General features: G+C 69.7%; 20 protein-coding genes. 7 read left to right on the top strand and 13 right to left on the bottom strand.

Translation table 11 applies throughout. The annotated features are described in order from the left end of the window. Positions 1–105 precede the first annotated feature (105 nt). Positions 106–2,046 (top strand): ATP-binding cassette domain-containing protein, encoded by a 1,941-nt coding sequence (locus tag ACFVWL_RS04565; RefSeq protein WP_387179085.1) that lies wholly within the window; start codon positions 106–108, stop codon positions 2,044–2,046. Positions 2,047–2,152: 106 nt separating this feature from the next. Here ACFVWL_RS04565 and ACFVWL_RS04570 read toward each other — a convergent pair whose 3' ends face one another. Then, complete coding sequence (locus tag ACFVWL_RS04570) at positions 2,153–2,602, bottom strand: hypothetical protein (RefSeq protein ID WP_387179088.1); 450 nt, start codon at positions 2,600–2,602, stop codon at positions 2,153–2,155. Positions 2,603–2,735: 133 nt separating this feature from the next. Between ACFVWL_RS04570 and ACFVWL_RS04575 the strand changes: the two genes are divergently transcribed. Beyond that, positions 2,736–4,205 (top strand): DUF222 domain-containing protein, encoded by a 1,470-nt coding sequence (locus tag ACFVWL_RS04575; RefSeq protein WP_387179091.1) that lies wholly within the window; start codon positions 2,736–2,738, stop codon positions 4,203–4,205. 12 nt (positions 4,206–4,217) lie between these two features. On the opposite strand, the gene ACFVWL_RS04580 is transcribed toward ACFVWL_RS04575, so the two are convergent. The 10 genes from ACFVWL_RS04580 to ACFVWL_RS04625 form a co-directional block, all read right to left on the bottom strand. Next, on the bottom strand, positions 4,218–5,540 hold the full coding sequence (locus ACFVWL_RS04580; protein ID WP_387179094.1) for a glutamate-1-semialdehyde 2,1-aminomutase: 1,323 nt from the start codon (positions 5,538–5,540) through the stop codon (positions 4,218–4,220). Between the two features lie 22 nt (positions 5,541–5,562). Then, positions 5,563–6,540: a porphobilinogen synthase gene (gene hemB / locus ACFVWL_RS04585; RefSeq protein WP_387179097.1), complete on the bottom strand. Its 978-nt coding sequence runs from the start codon at positions 6,538–6,540 to the stop codon at positions 5,563–5,565. Continuing rightward, positions 6,537–7,334, bottom strand: a complete 798-nt coding sequence (locus tag ACFVWL_RS04590; protein WP_387179099.1) for a uroporphyrinogen-III synthase — start codon at positions 7,332–7,334, stop codon at positions 6,537–6,539. The genes hemB and ACFVWL_RS04590 overlap by 4 nt, the downstream gene beginning before the upstream one ends. Beyond that, the gene (gene hemC / locus ACFVWL_RS04595) at positions 7,331–8,326 is read right to left on the bottom strand and encodes a hydroxymethylbilane synthase (RefSeq protein ID WP_387179102.1); all 996 of its coding nucleotides are present in this window, start codon (positions 8,324–8,326) and stop codon (positions 7,331–7,333) included. Before hemC ends, ACFVWL_RS04590 begins: the two co-directional genes overlap by 4 nt. Before the next feature lie 4 nt (positions 8,327–8,330). After that, complete coding sequence (hemQ, locus tag ACFVWL_RS04600) at positions 8,331–9,011, bottom strand: hydrogen peroxide-dependent heme synthase (RefSeq protein WP_387179105.1); 681 nt, start codon at positions 9,009–9,011, stop codon at positions 8,331–8,333. A 79-nt stretch (positions 9,012–9,090) separates the two neighbouring features. Beyond that, the gene (locus tag ACFVWL_RS04605) at positions 9,091–9,363 is read right to left on the bottom strand and encodes a hypothetical protein (protein WP_387179108.1); all 273 of its coding nucleotides are present in this window, start codon (positions 9,361–9,363) and stop codon (positions 9,091–9,093) included. Further along, positions 9,350–9,757 carry a phage holin family protein gene (locus tag ACFVWL_RS04610; protein ID WP_021198266.1) on the bottom strand — a complete coding sequence of 136 codons (408 nt, stop codon included), beginning with the start codon at positions 9,755–9,757 and terminating at the stop codon, positions 9,350–9,352. Before ACFVWL_RS04610 ends, ACFVWL_RS04605 begins: the two co-directional genes overlap by 14 nt. 1 nt (position 9,758) lies before the next feature. Beyond that, positions 9,759–10,205, bottom strand: coding sequence for a hypothetical protein (locus tag ACFVWL_RS04615; RefSeq protein WP_387179111.1), 447 nt, complete (start codon positions 10,203–10,205; stop codon positions 9,759–9,761). A gap of 165 nt (positions 10,206–10,370) precedes the next feature. After that, entirely contained in the window at positions 10,371–11,957 is a 1,587-nt protein-coding gene (locus ACFVWL_RS04620; RefSeq protein WP_387179113.1) for a protoporphyrinogen/coproporphyrinogen oxidase, read from the bottom strand. Positions 11,958–12,023: 66 nt separating this feature from the next. Continuing rightward, positions 12,024–12,356: a metalloregulator ArsR/SmtB family transcription factor gene (locus tag ACFVWL_RS04625; RefSeq protein WP_017829549.1), complete on the bottom strand. Its 333-nt coding sequence runs from the start codon at positions 12,354–12,356 to the stop codon at positions 12,024–12,026. Positions 12,357–12,423: 67 nt separating this feature from the next. Between ACFVWL_RS04625 and ACFVWL_RS04630 the strand changes: the two genes are divergently transcribed. Further along, the gene (locus ACFVWL_RS04630; RefSeq protein ID WP_387179117.1) at positions 12,424–13,326 is read left to right on the top strand and encodes an NAD(P)H-binding protein; all 903 of its coding nucleotides are present in this window, start codon (positions 12,424–12,426) and stop codon (positions 13,324–13,326) included. Positions 13,327–13,329: 3 nt separating this feature from the next. Here ACFVWL_RS04630 and hemE read toward each other — a convergent pair whose 3' ends face one another. Then, positions 13,330–14,352 carry a uroporphyrinogen decarboxylase gene (gene hemE / locus ACFVWL_RS04635; protein WP_387179119.1) on the bottom strand — a complete coding sequence of 341 codons (1,023 nt, stop codon included), beginning with the start codon at positions 14,350–14,352 and terminating at the stop codon, positions 13,330–13,332. A gap of 87 nt (positions 14,353–14,439) precedes the next feature. On the opposite strand from hemE, the gene ACFVWL_RS04640 reads away from it, so the two are divergent. From ACFVWL_RS04640 to ACFVWL_RS04655, 4 genes are all read left to right on the top strand, one after another. Further along, positions 14,440–15,735, top strand: a complete 1,296-nt coding sequence (locus ACFVWL_RS04640) for a glutamyl-tRNA reductase (RefSeq protein WP_387179121.1) — start codon at positions 14,440–14,442, stop codon at positions 15,733–15,735. 67 nt (positions 15,736–15,802) lie between these two features. Next, on the top strand, positions 15,803–16,558 hold the full coding sequence (locus ACFVWL_RS04645) for a class I SAM-dependent methyltransferase (RefSeq protein ID WP_387179124.1): 756 nt from the start codon (positions 15,803–15,805) through the stop codon (positions 16,556–16,558). Positions 16,559–16,572: 14 nt separating this feature from the next. Then, entirely contained in the window at positions 16,573–17,145 is a 573-nt protein-coding gene (locus tag ACFVWL_RS04650; RefSeq protein WP_387179127.1) for an HhH-GPD-type base excision DNA repair protein, read from the top strand. After that, complete coding sequence (locus ACFVWL_RS04655) at positions 17,142–17,567, top strand: DUF1801 domain-containing protein (RefSeq protein WP_387179129.1); 426 nt, start codon at positions 17,142–17,144, stop codon at positions 17,565–17,567. The genes ACFVWL_RS04650 and ACFVWL_RS04655 overlap by 4 nt, the downstream gene beginning before the upstream one ends. 30 nt (positions 17,568–17,597) lie before the next feature. Here the strand turns inward: ACFVWL_RS04655 and ACFVWL_RS04660 are convergent, their stop codons facing one another. Then, positions 17,598–18,080 (bottom strand): hypothetical protein, encoded by a 483-nt coding sequence (locus ACFVWL_RS04660; RefSeq protein ID WP_387179131.1) that lies wholly within the window; start codon positions 18,078–18,080, stop codon positions 17,598–17,600. Between the last annotated feature and the right edge of the window lie 8 nt (positions 18,081–18,088).

An 18,088-nucleotide genomic window follows, 5' to 3' on the forward strand; every position in this document is an offset into this window, starting at 1 on the left:
GGCTACCCCTTTCGGCAAGGGCGGTATTCCGCGCGAAATGCGGGATCCGACAGGCTTTTCCGGCAGGATAGGGAGGAACTGTTCAAATGCGACGAGAGGTCACGGATGCCTGAAGGACAGGTGCTCGAGTTCACGCACGTGACGAAGCGCTTCAATGAGGTGACCGCTGTCTCGGACTTCTCCGCGCGCGTCGAGCCCGGAGCGGTCACCGCCTTCCTCGGCCCGAACGGAGCCGGCAAGACCACGACGCTGCGCATCCTGCTCGGCCAGGTGCGCGCCACATCCGGCACGGCGACGATCGGCGGCACGGCGTATGCCGAGCTCCGTCAGCCGCTGCGCACGATCGGCGCCGTGCTCGAGGAGACGGTCTACCGTCCTCGTCGCACCGCCGAACGCCAGCTGACCATCGCCGCCAAGGCGAACGGCATCCCGCTGGCACGCGTCGGCGAGGTGCTCTCCCTGGTCGGCCTCGAGGGCGAAGGAGACTCCCGCATCGGCGGCTTCTCCCTCGGCATGCGTCAGCGGCTCAGCGTCGCGCACGCGCTCCTCGGCGACCCCGGCGCCCTTGTCTTCGACGAACCGGCCAACGGACTCGACCCCGAGGGAATCCGCTGGATGCGACTCCTGATGCGTCGTCTCGCCGACGAAGGACGCACGGTTCTCGTGTCGTCGCACGTCCTCAGCGAGGTCGAGCAGGTCGCCGACAACGTTCTGGTGCTCTCGAAGGGCACGCTCGTGCTGGCCAGCGGCATCGAGACGCTCGCCGACCCGAAGGGCGGCTCCGTCATCGTGGATGCCGCCGATCGCGGCGCGCTGACGTCCGCTCTCGCTGCGGCCGGTTTCGACATCGAAGTGCTGCGCTCGGGTCTGACGGTACGCGGCGGAGATGCCGGCACGGTCGGAGCCGTCGCGGCCGACGCGGGCATCGCCCTGAGCACCCTGGTGCAGCGTGGACCGACGCTCGAAGACGTCTTCATCGACCTGATGCGTGGCGGCCGGTTCGTGCCGAGCGCTCCGGCGACGCCCCCGCCCCTCGCGGCGGCCCCCTCCGAGTCCGCTCCCGAAGATGCCGCCCCCTCCGAGCCAGCCCTCGAAGACGCACTGGGCGAGTCCACTCCGGCACCCGTCGATTCCGTGGTGGCCATCCCGGTCGCGGCGGCGGCGGCGTGGGCGGCCGAGGCCGCCTCCGCTCCTGCGGGCGAGGCCGTGGCCGACGACCTCGCGGCCTCCGTGCGCACCGACGACGACTCGGAGCGCATCACGGACGAACCGGGCACCCCTTCCGACGACGCAGATGCGGCCCCGCAAGAAGTTCCCGCCGACGACGCCTCCGCCGGTGCTGCCACCGAGGGTACTTCTCCCTCCGGCGCGGACGCCCCGGCAGTCGATAGCGCGGAAGCCGGCAGCGCGGAGGCCGACGCCCTCGCAACCGAGGACGAGCACTCCGAGGACGAGCACTCCGAGGGCGAGCACTCCGAGGACGAGCACTCCGAGGACGAGCAGAGCCCCGTCGCCCACGACGACGACGCCACCGTCGAGGAGGCTCCGACACGATCGTTCGATGAGATTCTGTTCGGCGCCGCGGCACCGGCCGAGGCGTCCGACGCACCCTCGGCGGACCTCACGACCGGCGACGAGCACCACAGCGGCGTCGAGGTCTTCGCCGATCTCCACGACGGGACCGACGCCACGGACGTGAGCGGCTCCGATGACGAGCAGGCCGCGGCCTCCGAGGACGACGACGCTCTCGAGTCCGGCACCGACGACGTCGCCTCTTCTGCCGATGACGAGGATCCCCGCTCTGCGGCGGTGAGCTCCATGCTCGCGGCGGCTGCGCGCGCCTACTACGAGGACGAGCCCAAGGACTACCCGCTGAGCGCCGAGAGCGAGACGGCCGAGGGTGAGGACGAGACGGCCGAGGAAGAGACGACGGTCGGCGAGGACTCCGACACCGACGAACACCTCCAGAACCACGACACCGACAATCACGACGCCGAGAACCACGACACCGAGAACCACGACACCGACGAGCACCGTCACGGCTGAGCGTCTCGGCTGACGAGAACGCCCTCCAGACCTCGGGTCGTGGAGGGCGTTCTGCGTTCACGGGGAGGCCGCGCGTCTGACCGCGCGGGCTCGTGGGTGCGTCGCGTCAGGCGGGACGAGGGCGGATGACGGGACGACGACGTCCCTTCGAGACGGGGACCGGTGCAGTCGCTACGATCTCCTCGACGTTCGCCGGCTCGTCCGACACCTCGAGTCGCAGGGCCTGCGTGAGCGCGAGCCCGTGGCTCGTGGTGAGGATCAGACGTCGGTATTGCTCGTCGCCCTCGAGGTCGATCACGACACTCGGACGGCGTCGGCGGATGAGCACGAAGTCGAGGCTGCCTGCGGCCTTCCAGCTGCCTGCAGCGAGAACACCGGGGATGTGCGTCCCGGGGTTGGGAACTCCGCGGAGCCAGGTCCACGCGTCTTCCGTCAGCTGCACCTTGGTGATGGTGTCGCGCGCGATCCGCAGGTTGTCGCGGTGGAAGGTGGCGGCACGTTCGATCGGCGAGAGCACGACCTCCAGTTGCGTCTGGTCCAGCAACAACGTCACCATGTCACCCAGTCTGCCAGCGCCGCCCTGCCAGTTGTCTGGAAGTTGTTCACAGGAACGCAACAATCCCTTGTCGATCAGCACCAGTCATCATGATTCCCCTTCCGCTTTCGAACATATGTACTATACTCGAAGAATGAAGGCATCCACGAACAGCATCGATCAGCGCGAGGCGCTGCTCGATGCCTGGGTGGAGAAACGGCGATGCATCGCGGCGCTCGAAGCGGAAGCCTCCACCCTCCTCGCCGATCGACTGCGGCTGCTCGACGACGATGTCCGCGAGCAGCCGCAGCATCGCGAGTCGATCCATCGGTCGATGATCGCGGAGTACTCTGCGGCCGGTCGCATGTCGAAGGGCAGCATCGAGTACGCCTTCAGCGACGCCCACTTCCTCGAGGCCGAGCACCCCATCGTGCGAGACGCGTTTCGCCGCGGTGCGATCAGTGCGGCCCATGTCCGAGAGATCGTGCGGGAGGGAGTCATCGTGCGGCAGGGGGTCCGCGAGGGTCGAACAGACGCCGAGACCCTCACCGTCTACGACACGGGGGCGCTCGTCGTGGCCGAACAGGACTCTCCCGCGCGCACCCGCACGATGGTGCGCCAGATCGCCTCCTCCCTCGCCGGCGAGACCGTGGTCGAACGTCACCGACGGGCCCACGGCGAACGATCGGTCACGCTGAGGGCGCTCGACGACGGCCTCGCACTACTCCAGGTCGTGCTTCCGGAGCACCTCGCCCACGCGATTCTCGACCGCCTGACCCGGCTCGCACAGCACGTCATCGCCACGCGCGGTGATCGCGCCGCTCGCGCCGACGAGGTGCCGATGCTGTCTCCGGACGAGCTCGACTCGGGCGCCGACCAGGTCTTCCTGCAGGATCTGGCCGCCGACGACTCCCGCCGAGACGACCCTGTGCTCAATAGGTATCCCGTCAACGACCCCCGATTCGATGCCCACGTCATCTTCGGTGAGGGCGACACCTTCACGACCGATCCATCCCTCGGTGGCCCGCACCTCCTGACCGACGAGCGCGGCATCGATGCGGTGCGCACCGATCTGCTCAGCGACCTGCTCCTGACCACCGACCCCTCTGCGGCCGAGGGCACCGCGCTGGAGAGCATCCAGGCGCGCATTCAGGTCACGATCGCTGCCGAGACGCTGGCAGGAGGAGACGAACGGCCGGCCGAGCTCGATGGGATCGGCGCGCTGCATCCGGACGTCGCCCGCGATCTCGCCGGTCGCAACGGAGGCTGGTCCCGCCTCTTCCTCGACGGCGCGGGCACCGTGACGGCCACAGCCGCCTACGCCCCGACGACGGCGATGCGGCGGCACCTTCAGGCCCGCGATCAGCATTGTCGATTCCCCGGGTGCCGCACACCGGTCCACAGGTGTCAGGTCGACCACAATCACGACCGTGCCAAGGGCGGAAGCACGTCGATCGATAACCTCAGCCACTTCTGCGTGGGACACCACTCGCTGAAGCACCCCGACATCGCCGAGAAGCACCGTTGGCGTGCGAGACAGCTCCCCGGAGGCGACATCGAGTGGACCAGCCCACTCGGCCGCCTCTACACAGACGCATCACCGCGCCGCGTCATGTTCGTCTGACCGGAGTCGCCCCTACGGACGTGCTGCCGCCGCGGCAGCAGCAGCGACCGGAAGCGCGGCCTCGATCAGCTGCAGCTCCTCCTCGCCGTGTGCCGCCGTGAGGAACCACGCCTCGAACACGCTCGGCGGAAGCGCCACGCCCTGCTCGCGCAGCGAGTGGAAGAACGGTGCGTAGCGGAACGAATCCTGCGCCTGGGCTTCGGCATAGTCGCTCGGCGCCGAAGCACGGAAGGAGGCGTTGAACAGGTTTCCGGCGGTAGCGACCGCGTGCGTGACGCCGGCCGACGTGAGCGCGGCATCGAGAGCAGTCGACACCCGTGCGGAGGCGGCGTCGACGGTCGCATAGACCTCCGGCGTCGCGAGCCGCAGCGTCGCCAGACCCGCAGCGACCGAGAGCGGGTTGCCCGAGAGCGTGCCCGCCTGGTAGACCGGCCCGAGCGGCGCGAGCAGATCCATGACGTCGGCCCGTCCTCCGAGCGCGGCCAGCGGCATCCCTCCGCCGACGACCTTGCCGAACGTGAAGATGTCGGGCAGGTAGTCCTCGCCCGCTGCCGCCTGCAGACCCCAGTAACCTGCCGGGTGTACCCGGAACCCGGTGAGCACCTCATCCAGGATCATCAGCGCACCGTGGCCGTGCGCGGTCTCGGCGATCAGACGGTTGAATCCGGGGAGCGGGGCGACGACGCCCATGTTCGCTGCCGACGCCTCGACGATGACGGCGGCGATGCGCTGACCGTGCTCGGCGAACACCGCAGCCAGCGCATCCGGGTCGTTGTAACCGATCACGAGGGTCTGTGCGGCGATCGGCGCCGGCACCCCGGCCGAGCCGGGAAGGGCAAGTGTCGCGACCCCGGAGCCCGCCTCGGCGAGGAGGCCGTCGGAGTGACCGTGGTAATGCCCGGCGAACTTCACGAGCAGATCGCGACCGGTGGCCCCCCGCGCGAGCCGGATCGCCGTCATCGTCGCCTCGGTCCCGGTGGAGACCAGCCGCACACGCTCGACGGGACGGATCTCGCCGAACCGCACACGGTCGGCGATCAGCGCGGCGAGTTCGACCTCGCCCTCCGTCGGAGCGCCGAAAGACAGCCCACGGGACGCGGCTTCCTGCACGGCGGCGACGATCTCGGGATGCGCATGCCCGAGAAGGGCAGGGCCCCATGACGCGACGAGGTCGACGTACTCGCGGCCCGCCGCATCCGTGACCCGCGCGCCCTTCGCCGAGGCGAGGAACCGCGGCGTGCCACCGACCGACCCGTAGGCGCGCACCGGGGAGTTGACCCCGCCGGGGATCACCGCACGGGCAGCGGAGAACAGGTCGTCATTGCGGTCGGTCATGAAGGAGAGCTCCTCGGAGAGATCAGTCGCGCAGCCAACCGGCCGCTTCGGTGGCCCAGTAGGTGAGCACCGCATCCGCACCGGCGCGGCGGATGGAGAGAAGGGATTCGAGGATGGCAGCGCGACGATCGATCCAACCGTTCGCACCGGCGGCCTCGATCATCGCGTACTCCCCGGACACCTGATATGCCCACACCGGAATGCTCACGGTGTCTCGCACCTCGCGCAGCACGTCGAGGAAGGCCATGGCCGGCTTCACCATGACGATGTCAGCGCCCTCGGCCTCGTCGACGACAGCCTCCCGCACGCCCTCGCGCCGGTTGCCCGGATCGAGCTGGTACGTGCGGCGGTCGCCCTTCAGCTGAGAGTCGACGGCCTCGCGGAAGGGTCCGTAGAAGGCACTCGCGTACTTCGCGGCATAGGCGAGCAGAAGCGTGTCGGTGAAGCCCTCGGCATCAAGGGCGTTGCGGATCACGGCGACCTGGCCGTCCATCATCCCGGAGAGACCCAGCAGCTGCGACCCGGCACGCGCCTGCGCGAGCGCCATGGACGTGTACCGCTCGAGCGTCGCGTCGTTGTCCACGGAGCCGTCGGCCGCGAGCACGCCGCAGTGTCCGTGATCGGTGAACTCGTCGAGACACAAGTCGGTCTGCACGACGAGCGCGTCGCCGACCTCGGCGGCCAGCGCTTCGGTCGCGACGTTCAGGATGCCGCGCGGATCATCGGCACCCGAGCCGACGGCGTCACGCACTGCGGGTACACCGAACAGCATCACGCCGCCGACGCCGGCTTCCGCAGCCTCGACCGCTGCCGCACGCAGCGAGTCGAGCGAATGCTGGGCGACGCCCGGCATCGACCCGATCTGCACCGGCTGGTCGATGCCTTCGCGCACGAAGAGCGGCAGCACGAGCTGCCGCGGCTGCAACGAGGTCTCGCGCACCAGATCGCGCACCGCACGAGACTGACGCAGCCGCCTCAGCCGGACGTCGGGGAAGCTCACGGCGCGAACTCGTCGGCCGCGTGCGGAAGGGTGAAGTGCGAGACCGCGTCGATCAGCGCATCGATGGTCTGGCGGTCGGCGACCACCGACACCGGCAGACCCGCGCGCTGGGCGTCGTTCGCGGTCCGAGGGCCGATCGCCGCGAGCAGCGTCTCATCGGGGATCTCCGGGAATTGCTCTCGCACCTGCTCGGCGACCGAACCGCTCGTGATGAGGATCGCGTTGATCCGGCCGTTCTCGACATCGCGGCGGATCCGCTCCGTGACCGGGACGCCGACCGTGCGATAGGCGACGACACCGTGCACATCGTGACCCGCCTCCGAGAGCAGCCGGCTGAGCACGGGCTTGGCGATCTCGCTGCGAAGCGCGAGGATGCGACGCGGCTCCTTCTCGAGGGCGATCAGCTGCTGCGCCATCCCCTCCGCGGAGTTGTCCTGCTCCGGCACCAGCGTGACCTCGTAGCCGACCGCCTGCAGAGCTGCTGCGGTCGTCTCGCCCACGGCGGCGATCTTGGTCGCACGCGGCACGACGGCCCGATGGGCGAAGAGCACGTCGACGGTGGTGGCACTCGTGACGGTCAGCCAGTCGAACTCCCCCGCGGCCAGCTGCGCCAGCGCGGTATCGAGCGTCGCCTGGTCTGTCGTCGGAGCGAAGTTGATGAGGGGCGCGACGACGGGGACGGCGCCCAGCGCGCGCAGACTCGCGGCGACGCTGTCGCCCCACGGCCCGCCACGGGGCACGAGGATGCGCCAGCCGTCCAGCGGTCGGTCCTGCTTGATTTCGGAAGTGGTCATGAGGATTGCTCTCGGGATACGAGGCCGGCCGCCCCTTGATCGAGCAGCCGACGGGCAACAGTGAACCCGAGCTCGCGCGCTGCGTGCATCGGGTCTGCACCATCGGCAGCATCCGCTCCATTGCCACTGCCGTTCCGACGAATATACTCCCCGTTCAGGTCTTCGGTGACGTCGAGGCCGATCCGGCGCCCGCCGTCAGCGGCGTAGACGACCGTCCTGACCCGGACCGAGGAGCCGTCGACCACCGCGTGCGCGGCCATCGGCGCCTGACATCCCGCATCCAATCCCTGGAGGATCGCACGCTCGACGGTGATGGCCAGCCTGGTGTCGGCGTCGTCGAGGCCGGCGAGGGCCGTGAGCAGTTCGTCGCCCGCATCCGCACGGGTCTCGACGGCGAGAGAACCCTGACCTGGCGCTGTGGGCCACTCGGCGAGGCCGAGTTCCTCGCGCCGCAGCGGCGACTTCGCTCCGAGCCTGGAGAGGCCTGCCGCCGCGAGGATCACCGCATCGAGCTCGCCGGAGGCGACGCGGGCGAGACGCGAGTCGACGTTGCCGCGGATGTCGACCACCTCGGCACCCGGCGCACGTCGATGAACCTGGGCGATGCGACGCGGCGAACCGGTGCCGACGGTGCTGCCGGAACGCAGCTCATGCAGCGCGGTCCCGTCGCGGGTGAGGACCACGTCGCGCGGGTCCTCCCGCTTCGGTGTCGCCGCGATCACGAGGCCCTCGGGGATGGCCGTCGGCAGATCCTTGAGCGAGTGCACGAGGAAGTCGCACTCCCCCGCGAACAGCGCCTCGCGAAGGCGCGTGGCGAAGATGCCCTGGCCGCCGATCTCGGAGAGGGACGCACGATTCGTGTCGCCCTCGCTGGTGATCGGGACGAGCTCGACCGGGCGCCCCGAGAGCTTCTCGAGGGCCGCGGCGACATGACCCGACTGCGCCTGCGCGAGCGCGCTGCGACGGGTGCCCAGACGAATGGGGGTACTCATGCGCTTACTGGAGGACGTCCGCGATCTCGTCGAACCGGAGCCTGCGCCCGGTGTAGAAGGGCACCTCCTCCTTCACGTACATGCGGGCGTCGGTGTAGCGGAGGTCGCGCATCATGTCGACGAGGTCGGTGAGCTCATCGGCTTCGAGCGGAAGCAGCCACTCGTAGTCGCCGAGCGCGAAGGAGGCGACGGTGTTGGCGAGCACTCCCTTGAAGGCGGCACCCTTGCGTCCGTGATCGGCGAGCATCTTGCGACGCTCCTCCTCCGGGGCGAGGTACCACTCGGGCGTGCGCACGAACGGGTACAGGCACAGCCAGTCCTTGGGGTCGACTCCGCGGAGGAAACCCGGGACGTGCGAGCGGTTGAACTCCGCATCGCGGTGCACACCCATCACGTTCCACACCGGAAGGAGGGAACGCAGCAGCTCGGTTCGACGCAGGCGGCGGAGCGCCTTCTGCAGTTCCTCGGCCGTGTCGCCGTGCAGCCACACCATGAGGTCGGCATCGGCCTTGAGACCGGAGACGTCGTAGAAGCCGCGGACGGTGACGCCCGAGTCCTCGATGTAGGAGACGATCGTCTCGAGCTCGGTCGAGTCGTTCTCCGTCACGGGGACGTCGGGGTTTCGTCGCCAGACAGCCCAGAGGGTGAAGCCGGACGGGTTCTCATCGCGCTCTTCGGACATCATGCTCCCCAGTCTGCCTCGTTTGCGCAGGAGCCGCTAATCACCCCGGAGGGCTCGTCACGGCATCCCGGAATGCTACGTCTCAGCGTGAGAGGAAGCGCGCGATCGCCCAGACCGCGCCCCCCACTGCCGCAGCGATGCCCACTGTCGCGGCGATAGCCCCGATCGGGTTGCGATCGGCGAACACGCGGGCCTTCGCCACCGCACGCGTCGACGCCTTCTCGACTCGGCGCGGGATGTTCCCCTTGACCTCGATGGCCGCGAGAGCGGCCTTCAGCTCGGCACGGGCCGAGGCGACAGGGTCGACGATCCCGCCGGGAACGGCGGTGCGCGGCAGCGACTCAGAATTCGTCATCGCCGGCCTCCTTCACGAGTCGGATGTCTTCGGCCACGGCCTGCGCCGGATTCTGGCGCGCGAGCACCTTGCGGAACTTGAGGATCCCGAGCAGCGCGAACAGCAGCACCGCGAGGATCAGGATGCCGAACACCGCGATCGCCGAGAGCCACACGGGCCACCATGAGGAGAGCCCGGCGATCGCGAACACGAGGATCACGGGCACGGCCCAGAACAGGAAGAAGAGCGCGACGAGGAACCACACGGAACCGATGCCGGCGTCCTTCGAAGTGCGCGAGATCCACGCCTTCGCGGCGTCGATCTCGGCCTTGACCAGGTTCGTGACGAGCTCCGGCAGATCTCCGAGGAGAGTCAGCAGGCTGTCGTCGGCGCGATCACGGTATCCGCGGGGCATGTCAGGCGCCGGTCTTCTTGGGGGCGGACTTCGCGGCCGGCTTCTTCGCCGCCGGCTTCTTGGCGGCGGAGTTGGCTGCGGTCTTGGTCGACGTCTTGGTCGACGAGGCGGTGGACTTCGCAGCCTCGACCGCTTCCTCCGTCGCCTCGGCGAGGTCTTCTGCCGCCTCACGGCCGGTGGCGATGGCGGAGTCGAGTCGCTGACCCGGTGTGCCGTTGCCGCTGACGGACTTGGCGACCTTCACGACACCGGTCCAGAGCGCACCGGGAACGGCCGCGGCCTTGTCACCGACGAAGCCCTTGACCTTGGTGACCTGCTCCTGCACGGGATCGAGGTTCCACACCTTGAGCCACTGCGTCTTGATCTGCTCGTAGCGCTCACGTCCGGCACGGGTGCCGAGGACGTAGCCCACGCCGAGCCCGACGACGAGTCCGATCTTCCCCTTCATGGGGTCTCCTCACCTTGTTCCGGTAGTCCGGCCAGATTCGCCCGGTTGGGACCGGCCACAGGTATTCGCACCCCGCGACCAGGTACCCAGCGTAACCCCGTATGCCGATTTCGGCATCTATGGGTCAGAGGGTTGACACGGAGGCATCCCCCACTCCCACTGCTGTCAGTCCCACAACAGAGCGCGCCGCAGGCGGTCGGCTTCGTCCCGCGCATCCGGGATCACCTGGGCGAGCCCGGTTCCCGCGAGCCAGGCGCCGACCGCGGCCACACCGGGCACCGCCTCGATCGCTGCACGCGCCGCCGTTCGCCTTTCCCCGGAGCCGATGATCGAGGCGGGCTGCGACTGGATGAAGCGGCCACGATGCGAGGCCACCACGGCCTCGGGGGCGATGGCGACTCCGAGCAGGGCGGCGGCCTCGCGCCGTGCGAGATCTGCGGCCTCGCCGTCGCTCAGCCCCGTGGTGGCCGCCGGCTCGCCCTGCGCGCCGAACGACACCCGGACGATCTGCCGGGCACCCGCCGCATCGCGCACCCAGCCCCACTTCGCGGTCGAGTGGGTGAGGGCCTTGGCGGTGTGGCTGCCCGGAACGGTGAGCACCCCCGTGCCGCGCGGGGCGGCGGCGAGTTCGGGCGCGTCGAGGAGAAGAGTGACGATCTCGATCTCGGGCGAGGCCGCGGCCTTCGTCTTCAGGAGGGCCGGCACCACCGCGGCGAGGAGTTCCCGCGCAACGGACTCGGGCGTCGCGATGATGACGGCGTCGGCGTCCAGCTCCTCGATCGCCGGTTGGACGGATTCCGTCGCGGCCGCATGCAGCTCCGCGACGATCGCACCCTCGTCGTCGTTGCTCGCGGGAACGTCACCGGCAGGCGCGACCTCGATCTCGACCACCCAGGTCGCCCCGGTCTTGCGCACTCCGCGCACGTGCACGCCCGTTCGCACGTCGGCGTCGAGGCGCTCCAGGTCGGCGGCGAGCGCGTCGACGAGGGTGCTCATGCCTCCGGCGAGTCCCTCCACTGCGGCTCCCGGCGTCTTCGCCTCCGCCGTGGCTGCCGCCTTCGCCTCCGACGCTCTCGCTGCGGCTTCGTCACGCAGCGTCTGCACCGCCCCGGAGAGGGAGCCGACCCGGGTCAGCGCGGCGTTGAGTCCCGGTGCCGCGACATCGATGTCGACATCGTCGGGAGATGCCGAGTAGACGCCGGTCGTCACCGGAGCGACGAGGCGATCCCGCACCTTGGCGCCCATGCGTGAGGCGACGAGCTTTCCGAGGCTGAGCTGGTGTCCGATCGTGAGGGGCGGCCGCACGCGATCGAGGTAGGCCCGCCAGACGCCCGACCACCCGATGATGCGCCGGACATCGGGCTGGAACGGATTGGCGGGAATGCCGAGGATGCCGCCCACGGGCAGGGGCGCCGCACCGACGCCGGGGATGCCGGAGAGCCACGCGCCGCCGGCCTGGGGGGCCACGATGCGGTCGCCCAGGTCGAGTTCCTCCACGAGAGCGCGCACGAGTCCACCCCTGGTCGCATAGCTCTCGGCCCCGGCGTCGACCGTCACTCCGTCGAGTTCGACCCGGCGGATCGCGCCCCCCGGAACGTCTGCGGCCTCGAGCACGGTGACGCGCATCCCGACCTTCGCGCACTCCCGCGCTGCGACGAGACCTCCGATGCCGCCACCGACGACGACGACGTGCTTTTCGGCCGCGCGGGCGGCGAGGTCGGACGGCTCGGCGGAGGAGGGCTCAGGGCTCATGCCCTCAATTCTCGCACCGGGCGGGTCCGCCCCCTCTCGCACCGGGCGGGTCAGACTCCGACGGACTCAGGCCTCGACGGGCTCGGATGCACCGCGCCCGCGCTTGCGGACCTCGCGCAGCACGATCTGCTCGGGGCACACCGTGGAGAGGAAGTCACCGACCGAGAGCGCGAGCCGCTCGCCGACGAGGGAGTAGAGGATGCGGTTGGCGTCGCGCCGCTCGCTGATGAGGCCCGCCTGGCGGAGCACGCTCAGGTGACGGGAGATGGTCGGGCCGCTTGCGGAGAAGCGCGACGCGATCTCGCCGGCCGCGAGCTCACCGTCTTTCAGGTCCTGCAGGATCTGACGCCGGGTGGGGTGCGCCAGCGCTGCGAAGATGTCCGTCGCGCTGTCTGTCATGGTTGCAATATAGCACCTTTGCTAGATAGTCTTTAGCCGCGTAGCTAATGAGCGAAGGAGAACCATCATGAGGGTTGCGATCACGGGCGGAACCGGATTCGTCGGCAGGAATCTCGCCGAGCGACTCGACGAGGCAGTCGTCATCTCCCGTCGCAGCGGGGTCGACATCACCGACGTCGCCGCGCTGACCTCGGCGTTCGAAGGGTGCGACGCCGTGGCCCACTGCGCGGGCATCAACCGCGAGGTCGGGGAGCAGACCTTCCGCCGCGTCCACATCGACGGCACACGCGCTGTCGTGGAGGCCGCCCGCCGCGCCGGAGTGCAGCGCATCGTCCTCGTCAGCTTCCTCCGCGCACGTCCCGACTGCGGCTCCGGCTATCACGAGTCGAAGTGGGAGGCGGAGGAGATCATCCGCGCCTCCGGCATCCCGCACACGATCCTCAAGTCCGGGATGATCTACGGCCCGGGCGACCACATGGTCGACCACGTGACCAAGGCGGTGCGGACGCTGCCCTTCTTCTGGACCGTCGGCTATCGCGAGCGCACGGCCCGACCGGTGCCGGTGGACGACGCGGTCGACGTGCTCGTCGCGGCGCTGGAGGGGCGCATCGCGGAGCCGACCATCGCGGTCATGGGAGCGGACGAGGTCACACTCGGCGAGGCCATCCGCCGCATCGCCCGTGTCGCCGGACGCCGTCCCGCCTTCCTCCCGGTGCCGACGTGGATGGTGCGGGTGCTGGCCCAGGTCACGGAATGGACGATGGTCGTGCCCCTCGTCGCGAAGGCCCAGGCGCGGATGCTCGCCGAGGGCGTGAGCGAACCCGCGCCGTTCGCCCCGGAAGCACCCCTCGGGATCCGCCCGTCACGTCCGTTCGACGACGAGCGCATCCGCGCCGCCCTCCCGGCCGGACGCTTCACCCTCGACGACCTGCGGATCACGCGTCGCCTGCGGCGGGCGCGAGCTGCCTGACGGTCAGATCGTGTGCGCCAGCTCGACGATGCGGGTGAGCTGATCGGGGTCGGTCTCCGGCGGAACGCCGTGACCGAGGTTCAGGATGTGCCCACGAGCCGCACGGCCGCGCTCGACGACGTCGCGCACGTGGGCCTCGAGCACCGACCACGGCGCGGAGAGCAGCGCGGGGTCGATGTTGCCCTGCACCGTGACATCCGGTCCGAGGATCGCGGCGGCTTCGTCGAGCGGCTGGCGCCAGTCGACGCCGACGCCATCGGCCACACCGTCGAGGCGCATATCGGCGAGGAACGGTCCGGTCCCGACGCCGAAGTGGATGGTCGGCAGTCCGATGCCCGCAAGCGCCGCGTGCGAATGCGGGGCGACGAAGGCGCGGTAGTCGGCGGTGCTGAGAGACCCGGCCCAGCTGTCGAAGAGCTGGACGACGGATGCTCCGGCGTCGCGCTGCGTCTCAAGGAAGCGGCGAGAGACCTTCGCGAGCCAGCCCGCGAGACGGTTCCACGAGTCCGGGTCGGAGTGCATCATGGCCCGCGCGCGCAGGTGCTCCTTGGAGGGACCACCCTCGACGAGATAGGCCGCGAGCGTGAAGGGGGCACCGGCGAACCCGATCAGCGGGGTGTCGCCGAGCTCTGCCGTGACGAGTCGAACGGCTTCGGCGATGGCGGTGCCGTCGAGGTCATCCGGGTCGATCGCGGTGATGCGCTCGACGTCGGACGCCGTGCGCACCGGATTCGCGAACACCGGGCCGCGACCGGGCTCGATCTCGACATCGACGCCGGCCAGGCGCAGCGGGATGACGATGTCGCTGAAGAACACGGCCGCGTCGACCCCGTGGCGGCGCACCGGCTGCAGAGTGATCTCGGCGGCGAGGTCGGGGGTGAGGCACGCGTCGAGCATCCTGGTCCCGACACGCAGGTCACGGTACTCGGGCAGCGACCGGCCGGCCTGTCGCATGAACCACACCGGGGCGTGGGCAGGACGGTCGCCGGCGAGGGCGCGCAGGAGCGGGGCGTCGGAGAGGGCCATGCGTCCATCCTCCCATCAGCGCCTTATGGAGCCGCCGAGTTCGACCGGTCGGACCCTCGCCCGCAGACGCTCCGGTACAATCGATCTGTGCTGCTGTGTGTGACGGCGAGTCACAAGACCGCCTCCTTCGAATTGCTCGAACGCCTGAGCCGCACCCCCGACGACGTCGCTCCCACCATCGTGGGCATGACGCCGTGCGTGCAGGGTGCGGTCGTCCTGGCGACGTGCAACCGGTTCGAGGCGTACGTGGAAATGGACGAACCGGTCACCGCCGCCGGCGCCATCGGCGTCGAAGCCGTGATCGAAGCGGTCGAGTCCGCGACCGGCATCGCTGCCGCCGACCTCGACGGCGCCTACACCGTGCACTCGGGGAGACGCGTCGCCGAGCACCTCTTCTCCGTCGCCTCCGGCCTCGAGTCCGTCGTCTCCGGCGAGGGCGAGATCGCGGGGCAAGTGCGCCGCGCCCTCAAGTCCGCCCGCAAGGACGGCACCACCTCCCCCGAGCTCGAGCGTCTGTTCCAGCGCGCCAGCCAGGCTCAGCGCAAGGTCAAGAACGTCACCGCCCTCGGTCGCGCCGGCCGCTCGCTGGTGCGCCTCGCCCTCGAACTGGCCGACAGCCGCATCGCCGACTGGTCGGCCGAGCGCGTGCTGCTGGTCGGCACCGGCGCCTACGCCGCGGTCACTCTCGCCACGCTCCGCGAGCGCGGTGCCGTGAACATCTCGGTGTACTCGCCCTCCGGTCGTGCCGAGGTCTTCGCCGCGAAGCACGGCATCCGTCCGATCAGCGCCGACGAGTACGCCCGCACCGCCGCACGGTCGAGCCTGCTCATCACCTGCACCACGGCGACGGAACCCGTGCTCGGGCCCGAGCACCTGCAGCTGCCGACCGGCCTCGCAGCCGCCGGATGCCCCGTCGGTGCACACAGCCAGCTCGTGGTCGACCTCGGCATGCCGCGCAACGTCGACCCCGCTGTCGCCTCCCTCGAGGGCGTGGCCCTGCTCGACCTCGAGACCATCCGCCTGCACGCACCGCTCGAAGAGCTGCAGGCGACGGATGCCGCCCGCAGCGTCGTCCGCGAAGCCGCCGAGACCTTCCACGTGGTGGGCGCTCGCCAGAGCGTGACCCCCTCGGTCGTGGCCTTCCGCTCGCACATCTTCGAGCTGCTGGAGCGCGAGATCGATCGTGCCCGTGCACGCGGCGACGAGGACGGCAAGGTCGAGCAGGCCCTGCGTCACCTCTCCGGCGTGCTGCTGCACACACCGACCGTGCGGGCTCACGAGCTCGCTGCCGCGGGCCGCGCCGACGAGTTCACCGCAGCACTGTCGGCGCTGTACGGCATCGCACCCGAAGCCGACGCCGCAGACGACGCCGCGACCGCCTGACGTCTCGTCCGCACGGGGCGGCACTGGAGGCCCACGCCATGAGAGTGTGGGGAACGAGGAGGCGCGGATGACACAGGATCTGTACTCGGACGCGAGGCTGTACGATCTGCTGTTTCCGGCGAGCAAGGCAGCCGTGGATTTCTACCGCGCCGAAGCGGACGGCAGGGGCGGGCACGTTCTCGAACTCGGATGCGGAACAGGTCACAAGCTGATCCCTATCGCGGCCGATGGACACCCGAGCGTCGGCCTCGACCTGTCGCAGGACATGCTGACTGCGGCGCGGCAGAAGGCTGACGAGCGCGGCGTGTCTGTCGAGTGGCAGCAAGGCGACATGCGTGACTTCGACCTGGACAACGAGTTCGACCTCATCTTCATCGCGGGCAACGCACTGCTGCACCTGCACGAGGCTGACGACATCGTGCAGTGCTTCCGCGCGGTCAGGCGTCACCTCGCGCCCGGCGGACGGTTCGCATTCGACGTCTTCAATCCCGATGTGCGTCTCCTGGCCGACGCCGACGGGGTCCGGCGCCCGCGCACATCATTCACCGATCCAGGCCGCGGCGATGTCCACGTCGACGTCGCCGACGCATACGATGCTGCCGCGCAGGTTACACGCGGAACCTGGCACTTCTCGACGGACTCCGAGCCCGACTTCCAGACGGTGTCAATCGAGGTGCGAAGCATCTTCCCCCAAGAACTGCCGATGCTCCTTGCGCACGCTGGACTCCGGCTGGTCGAGCGCCTGGGCGATTGGGACGGCAGCCCCTTCGGGGCGGACTCCTCGACCCAGCTCTGCATCTGCGAATCCGCCGCCTGGTCGTAAGAGAGGATGGACTCATGGCCCTTCACATCACCGGAGACACCGCCGCCGACGAGCTGCTGACCGACAATCCGCTCGCCCTGCTGGTGGGGATGCTGCTCGACCAGCAGGTTCCGATGGAGACCGCGTTCGCCGGTCCGCTCAAGATCGAGCAGCGCACCGGCGCAGCTGACGCCGCGACGATCGCTCACATGGCACCGGACGAGTTCCTCGAGGCGTTCACGCAGACGCCGGCCGTGCATCGGTTCCCCGGGTCCATGGCGACACGCGTGCAGACGCTGTGTCAGACCCTCGTCGAGGACTGGGACGGCGACGCCGCAGCCCTGTGGACCGAGGGCGACCCGGACGGGTCCGAAGTGCTGAAGCGCCTGAAGGCGCTCCCCGGGTTCGGCGAGCAGAAGGCCAAGATCTTCCTCGCCCTCCTCGGCAAGCAGTACGGCTTCACGGGGGAAGGGTGGCGTGAGGCCTCCGCTCCCTACGGTGAGGACGGGTCGTACCGCAGTGTCGCCGACATCGTCTCGCCCGACTCGCTCGCGAAGGTGCGCGAGCACAAGAAGGCCATGAAGGCCGCGGCGAAAGAAGCGAAATGAAGCCGACGGGTGATGACGTCGCAGGGCTCATCGCCCGCTCCTCCCCCGCCATCCGACGTCGCGACGCCGAGACGCTGACCGCGCTCATGCAGGAGATCACCGGGCGCGAGCCGCAGACGTGGGGCACCATCATCGGGTTCGGATCCTGCCACTACCGCTACCCCACCGGCACAGAGGGCGACAGCGGGCTGCTCGGCTTCGCACCGCGCAAGGCCGCCTCCACGATCTATCTGTTCGACGGAGTGGCCGAGCACAGCGAGGCCCTGGCGAAGCTCGGACCGCACACCACCGGCGTCGGCTGCCTGTACATCAAAGACCTCGAGCAGATCGACCTCGACGTGCTGCGCGGCATCCTGGAGCGCTCGCTCGCCTGGGTCGAGGCGGGCGGCACTCCCGAGGTGCAGCTCACCGTGACGGGCTGACGCCCCTGTCCCGTCTCCGCGAGTAACCGCTCAGCGCAGGACTTCGACGAGTGCGACCCACGACACGACCACGGCCGAGACGATCGCGAGCAGGCAGCCCGCAGCCGCGAGGTACAGTCCGGCCGGATGCCCGATCCACACCAGGACGCCCGCGGCGAGGTAGGCGAAGATCGGCAGGAAGCCGACCAGGTACTTGAGCGGACGGGCACGATCCTCGGGGCTCGGGTCGGTCGCGATGAGGCGCGTCGCGTGCACCTGGAACACCGCGGCCAGCAGCGTCGCGATGACGGCCACCGCGCCGAACCACGGGCCGTCGATATCGGGGACCAGCCCCAGCGCCGACACCGCGAGCGCCAGGAGCAGTGCGGCGATCCCGGCCAGCAGCCGCGCGGTCAGGGTGCGCGACTTGACGATCTCGGCGATGTTCACACTCGCGGCGACGATCACGAGTCCGGCGAGCGCGGCCGTCGCCCCCGCCATCGCGACGTTGAACTCGCTCCACGGCTCGAACATGCCGACAT

Source organism: Microbacterium sp. NPDC058269 (assembly GCF_042881445.1).
Lineage (GTDB): Bacteria > Actinomycetota > Actinomycetes > Actinomycetales > Microbacteriaceae > Microbacterium.

What these genes read in the sequence shown, in the direction of transcription:
- hemQ (WP_387179105.1), bottom strand. Translation starts at nt 9,011, where the DNA reads ATGATGTCCGAAGAGCGCGATGAGAACCCGTCCGGCTTCACCCTCTGG.
- ACFVWL_RS04625 (WP_017829549.1), bottom strand. Translation starts at nt 12,356, where the DNA reads ATGACAGACAGCGCGACGGACATCTTCGCAGCGCTGGCGCACCCCACC.
- ACFVWL_RS04570 (WP_387179088.1), bottom strand. Translation starts at nt 2,602, where the DNA reads ATGGTGACGTTGTTGCTGGACCAGACGCAACTGGAGGTCGTGCTCTCG.
- hemC (WP_387179102.1), bottom strand. Translation starts at nt 8,326, where the DNA reads ATGAGTACCCCCATTCGTCTGGGCACCCGTCGCAGCGCGCTCGCGCAG.
- ACFVWL_RS04580 (WP_387179094.1), bottom strand. Translation starts at nt 5,540, where the DNA reads ATGACCGACCGCAATGACGACCTGTTCTCCGCTGCCCGTGCGGTGATC.
- ACFVWL_RS04620 (WP_387179113.1), bottom strand. Translation starts at nt 11,957, where the DNA reads ATGAGCCCTGAGCCCTCCTCCGCCGAGCCGTCCGACCTCGCCGCCCGC.
- ACFVWL_RS04645 (WP_387179124.1), top strand. Translation starts at nt 15,803, where the DNA reads ATGACACAGGATCTGTACTCGGACGCGAGGCTGTACGATCTGCTGTTT.
- ACFVWL_RS04590 (WP_387179099.1), bottom strand. Translation starts at nt 7,334, where the DNA reads ATGACCACTTCCGAAATCAAGCAGGACCGACCGCTGGACGGCTGGCGC.
- ACFVWL_RS04660 (WP_387179131.1), bottom strand. Translation starts at nt 18,080, where the DNA reads ATGTTCGAGCCGTGGAGCGAGTTCAACGTCGCGATGGCGGGGGCGACG.
- ACFVWL_RS04630 (WP_387179117.1), top strand. Translation starts at nt 12,424, where the DNA reads ATGAGGGTTGCGATCACGGGCGGAACCGGATTCGTCGGCAGGAATCTC.
- ACFVWL_RS04610 (WP_021198266.1), bottom strand. Translation starts at nt 9,757, where the DNA reads ATGCCCCGCGGATACCGTGATCGCGCCGACGACAGCCTGCTGACTCTC.
- hemE (WP_387179119.1), bottom strand. Translation starts at nt 14,352, where the DNA reads ATGGCCCTCTCCGACGCCCCGCTCCTGCGCGCCCTCGCCGGCGACCGT.
- ACFVWL_RS04655 (WP_387179129.1), top strand. Translation starts at nt 17,142, where the DNA reads ATGAAGCCGACGGGTGATGACGTCGCAGGGCTCATCGCCCGCTCCTCC.
- ACFVWL_RS04650 (WP_387179127.1), top strand. Translation starts at nt 16,573, where the DNA reads ATGGCCCTTCACATCACCGGAGACACCGCCGCCGACGAGCTGCTGACC.
- ACFVWL_RS04615 (WP_387179111.1), bottom strand. Translation starts at nt 10,205, where the DNA reads ATGAAGGGGAAGATCGGACTCGTCGTCGGGCTCGGCGTGGGCTACGTC.
- ACFVWL_RS04605 (WP_387179108.1), bottom strand. Translation starts at nt 9,363, where the DNA reads ATGACGAATTCTGAGTCGCTGCCGCGCACCGCCGTTCCCGGCGGGATC.
- ACFVWL_RS04575 (WP_387179091.1), top strand. Translation starts at nt 2,736, where the DNA reads ATGAAGGCATCCACGAACAGCATCGATCAGCGCGAGGCGCTGCTCGAT.
- ACFVWL_RS04565 (WP_387179085.1), top strand. Translation starts at nt 106, where the DNA reads ATGCCTGAAGGACAGGTGCTCGAGTTCACGCACGTGACGAAGCGCTTC.